Genomic DNA, 3,322 nt, shown 5'->3' with positions numbered 1-3,322 from the left:
GGGACGACGAAATCGAATTCTAACGAATTACCGATTTCTGTCCCACTCTCATTTTCATTTATGAATTATTCAGCTGATGAAGATGAAGAGATATAAGGTGAAATCATCTTATATGCACTTTCAAGAGCTTGTTTCATAGTGTCACGTCCAGATTTCAATTGTTGTGCAAAAGCAGTACGTCCTTGTTCAGGAACAACTGTATCATCTGAACCACCAGTTGAAAGTGCTGTATCAAATTGAGTTTTTGATTCGTCCAATGTCTTCAGAGCTGGCTCTACTTGTTGAGTATATATAGATCTATGTGATTCTGGAATTTGATCGCCAAGATCTTGAGCATATTTTTTATAGTTATCCACTAATTTACTATAAAGAGTTTTCATATCACCAATTGTTTTGGCGTTATCGATTTCTTCATCAGTCAACAAGACAATTTCTGGAATTTTAACAGAAGAGGTTGCTGATTTTGATGTTTTTGATGAACTGCTTGATTTGCTTTTTGAAGTAGATGATTTTTCTACTTTGCTAGAAGAAGCCTTTGCATCTTTGCTAGATGATTCCGAAGCAGTTTTACCAGAACATGCTGCTAACGTTGCAACGGACAAGAGAGCCACACCGGCTGTAAGAAGTTTTTTCATATTTTTTCTCCTAAAATTTTTTTCTTGCACTATTATAATTTAATTTTTACTTTTTTTAAAGATATATTCCAATAAAAAATATTTATCCTTAATATATTTTTAAAAGTTTATGTAATTTTTTATACTTCACAAAAAAAGAGATATTGTAAATTTAATTTTAAAAGTTAAACTAAAAAAATTCAATATCTCCCCTTTTATTTAAATATTAAATATATGTTATTTAATATAGTGGATAGTTATAATGGTCTAAACCTCCACCTAAACTATATACTCTTCTAAATCCATTTAATATTAAAACCTTTCCTACACTTACACTTTGTATTCCATATTGACAGTATAATAAAACATTTCCATTTCTATATTGTTGAATTTGATTTATTCTATCTACAACTTGATTAGTAGGTATATTAATAGCATTTGGTAAGTGTCCTCTTGCATAATCATAATAATCTCGCAAATCTATTATCAAACTAAATTGATTGCCATTTAACATTCGTTGAGCTTGATTCGCAGTTATTGTGTTTACTGCCATAAATACCCCTTCTTTCTTTTTTAGCAATAAGAAGTTATAATAATATTTTAAATGTATATAATTTTCAAGCTAAAACGCATTAAAAATCAACTTAAAATCTTATTTCTAAAAAAATTATAATTATATAATAAAATTTTTAATTTATAAATTTTATATTTTATAATATTCTATATTATGATAAATTGTTACAATTAACTACTTTTTTATCTTTTTTTAACGTTGAAGGGTATTAATTTAACATAAACACAATAACTTTCTATTATATATTTGGAATTTGCCAGTCTATTGGCTCTTTTCCTAGGCTTTCTAATATTTCATTTATTTTTGAGAAATGTTTACATCCAAAGAATCCTCTATATGCTGAAAGTGGACTTGGATGTGCTGACTCTAAAACATAATGTCTACTCGTATCGATTAGTGATTTTTTACGTCTAGCATTTCCTCCCCATAAAACAAATATTGCTGGGTCTTCTCTTTTATTTAATAATTTTATAATATTGTCTGTGAATATTTCCCATCCGACATTTTGGTGTGAATTAGCTTCATGCGCTCTAACAGTTAATGCTGTGTTTAAAAGTAATACACCTTGGTCAGCCCATGGTATTAAATATCCGTTATTAGGTATATAACAACCTAAATCCTGATTTAATTCTTTATATATATTTAAAAGCGAAGGTGGAATCTTAACACCTTTTTGAACTGAAAAAGCTAGTCCGTGCGCTTGGTTTTCTCCATGGTATGGATCTTGACCTAATATCAGAACTTTTGTATCTTTAAACGAAGTATGTTTTAATGCTTCAAATATATTGTACATATTTGGGTATATAACTCTACTAGAATACTCTTCTTTTAAGAATTCTCTAAGATTTTGATAATATTCTTTTTTGAATTCATCTTTTAATAATTCATCCCAATCGTTATTTAATTTAACCATTGTAAAAACTCCTCTTCATATTTTCTTATTATGTTATAATTAAATATAACATAATAAAACAATTATTTGAAGGAGGCATTATGAACAAGAAAAAATCTATCCTTTTAATAATAGCAGTAATTGCTATTTGTTTTTTCATCTATTTGTTTAAGGGCAATTTTAATAAAGGGGATTATAGTCAGACTTACTATGACTTAAATACAGTAAGTGAAATTACTTTATACAATGTTAAAGAATCAGATTCAAAAGAAATTTTGAAAAAATGTGGAGATATACTACTTAATATAGATAATACAATGTCTAAAACAAGAGAAGCTAGTGATGTATATAAAATAAATCAAAATGCTGGTGAAAAATATGTTAAAATCTCTGATGATACATTTGAAGTAATACAAAAGGCAATACATTTTTCTAATATATCAGATGGAGTCTTTGATATATCTATAGGGCCTGTTGTCGATTTATGGGCTATAGGAACAGACAAGGCGAGAGTCCCAGGCAAAGATGAAATCAAAGAAAAGTTAGAACTTGTAAATTATAAAGATATCTCATTAAATAAAAAAGAAAAAAGTGTGAAGTTAAATAAAAAAGGTATGGAGATAGATTTAGGTGGAATAGCTAAAGGGTATGCTGCTGATAAGATTGTTGAGTATTTAAAATCTCAAAATATAGAAAAAGCCATAATCAATCTTGGCGGAAATGTATTTGTACTAGGAGAAAAATCTAAAGATACTCAATTTAAAGTCGGAATACAAGACCCTAACAGTGAAGATGGTACTTCTATTGCCAATATAGGAGTTATAAACCAGTCTGTAGTTACTTCTGGCATATATGAAAGATATTTAGAACAAGATGGCGTTATGTATCATCATATGCTTGACCCATCAACAGGTTATCCATTTGAAAATAATTTAAGCAGTGTCACTATTATTTCAGATTCATCAATAGTAGGTGATGGACTATCTACAACTACTTTTGGATTAGGATTGGAAAAAGGCATGAAATTAATAGAAAGCTTAGATAATACTGATGCTATATTTATAACAAAAGACAAAAAAATATACACTACATCTAATTTAAAAGGAAAATTAAATCTAAAAGATAGTTCTTTTGAATTAATTGACTAAACAACGAGATAACTGAACTAATTATAATAAATAAAAAGACAACCTAATAGATTTTATCCATTAGGTTGTCTTTTTATTTATTTTATATATATCA

Annotated in this window: 4 protein-coding genes; 1 reads left to right on the top strand and 3 read right to left on the bottom strand. The window is 27.8% G+C overall.

Annotation, left to right across the window (positions count from 1 at the left end; all coding sequences use genetic code 11):
- Positions 1-65: 65 nt before the first annotated feature.
- The 3 genes from RDX53_RS13900 to RDX53_RS13890 form a co-directional block, all read right to left on the bottom strand.
- Positions 66-602: a hypothetical protein gene (locus RDX53_RS13900; protein ID WP_307994355.1), complete on the bottom strand. Its 537-nt coding sequence runs from the start codon at positions 600-602 to the stop codon at positions 66-68.
- 253 nt (positions 603-855) lie between these two features.
- Complete coding sequence (locus RDX53_RS13895) at positions 856-1,167, bottom strand: rhodanese-like domain-containing protein (protein WP_295571502.1); 312 nt, start codon at positions 1,165-1,167, stop codon at positions 856-858.
- 259 nt (positions 1,168-1,426) lie between these two features.
- The gene (locus RDX53_RS13890; RefSeq protein WP_195931878.1) at positions 1,427-2,101 is read right to left on the bottom strand and encodes a uracil-DNA glycosylase; all 675 of its coding nucleotides are present in this window, start codon (positions 2,099-2,101) and stop codon (positions 1,427-1,429) included.
- Between the two features lie 80 nt (positions 2,102-2,181).
- Between RDX53_RS13890 and RDX53_RS13885 the strand changes: the two genes are divergently transcribed.
- Positions 2,182-3,228: an FAD:protein FMN transferase gene (locus tag RDX53_RS13885; protein ID WP_195931879.1), complete on the top strand. Its 1,047-nt coding sequence runs from the start codon at positions 2,182-2,184 to the stop codon at positions 3,226-3,228.
- The last annotated feature ends 94 nt before the right edge of the window (positions 3,229-3,322 follow it).

Source organism: uncultured Intestinibacter sp., from assembly GCF_902468165.1.
Lineage (GTDB): Bacteria > Bacillota > Clostridia > Peptostreptococcales > Peptostreptococcaceae > Intestinibacter.
Note: the sequence above shows the minus strand (reverse complement) of the source record. Positions and strands in the feature narration are given on the sequence as shown.

Bases quoted from the DNA above. Each gene is read 5' to 3' on its own strand.
- RDX53_RS13895 (WP_295571502.1), bottom strand. From the start codon at position 1,167: ATGGCAGTAAACACAATAACTGCGAATCAAGCTCAACGAATGTTAAAT.
- RDX53_RS13890 (WP_195931878.1), bottom strand. From the start codon at position 2,101: ATGGTTAAATTAAATAACGATTGGGATGAATTATTAAAAGATGAATTC.
- RDX53_RS13885 (WP_195931879.1), top strand. From the start codon at position 2,182: ATGAACAAGAAAAAATCTATCCTTTTAATAATAGCAGTAATTGCTATT.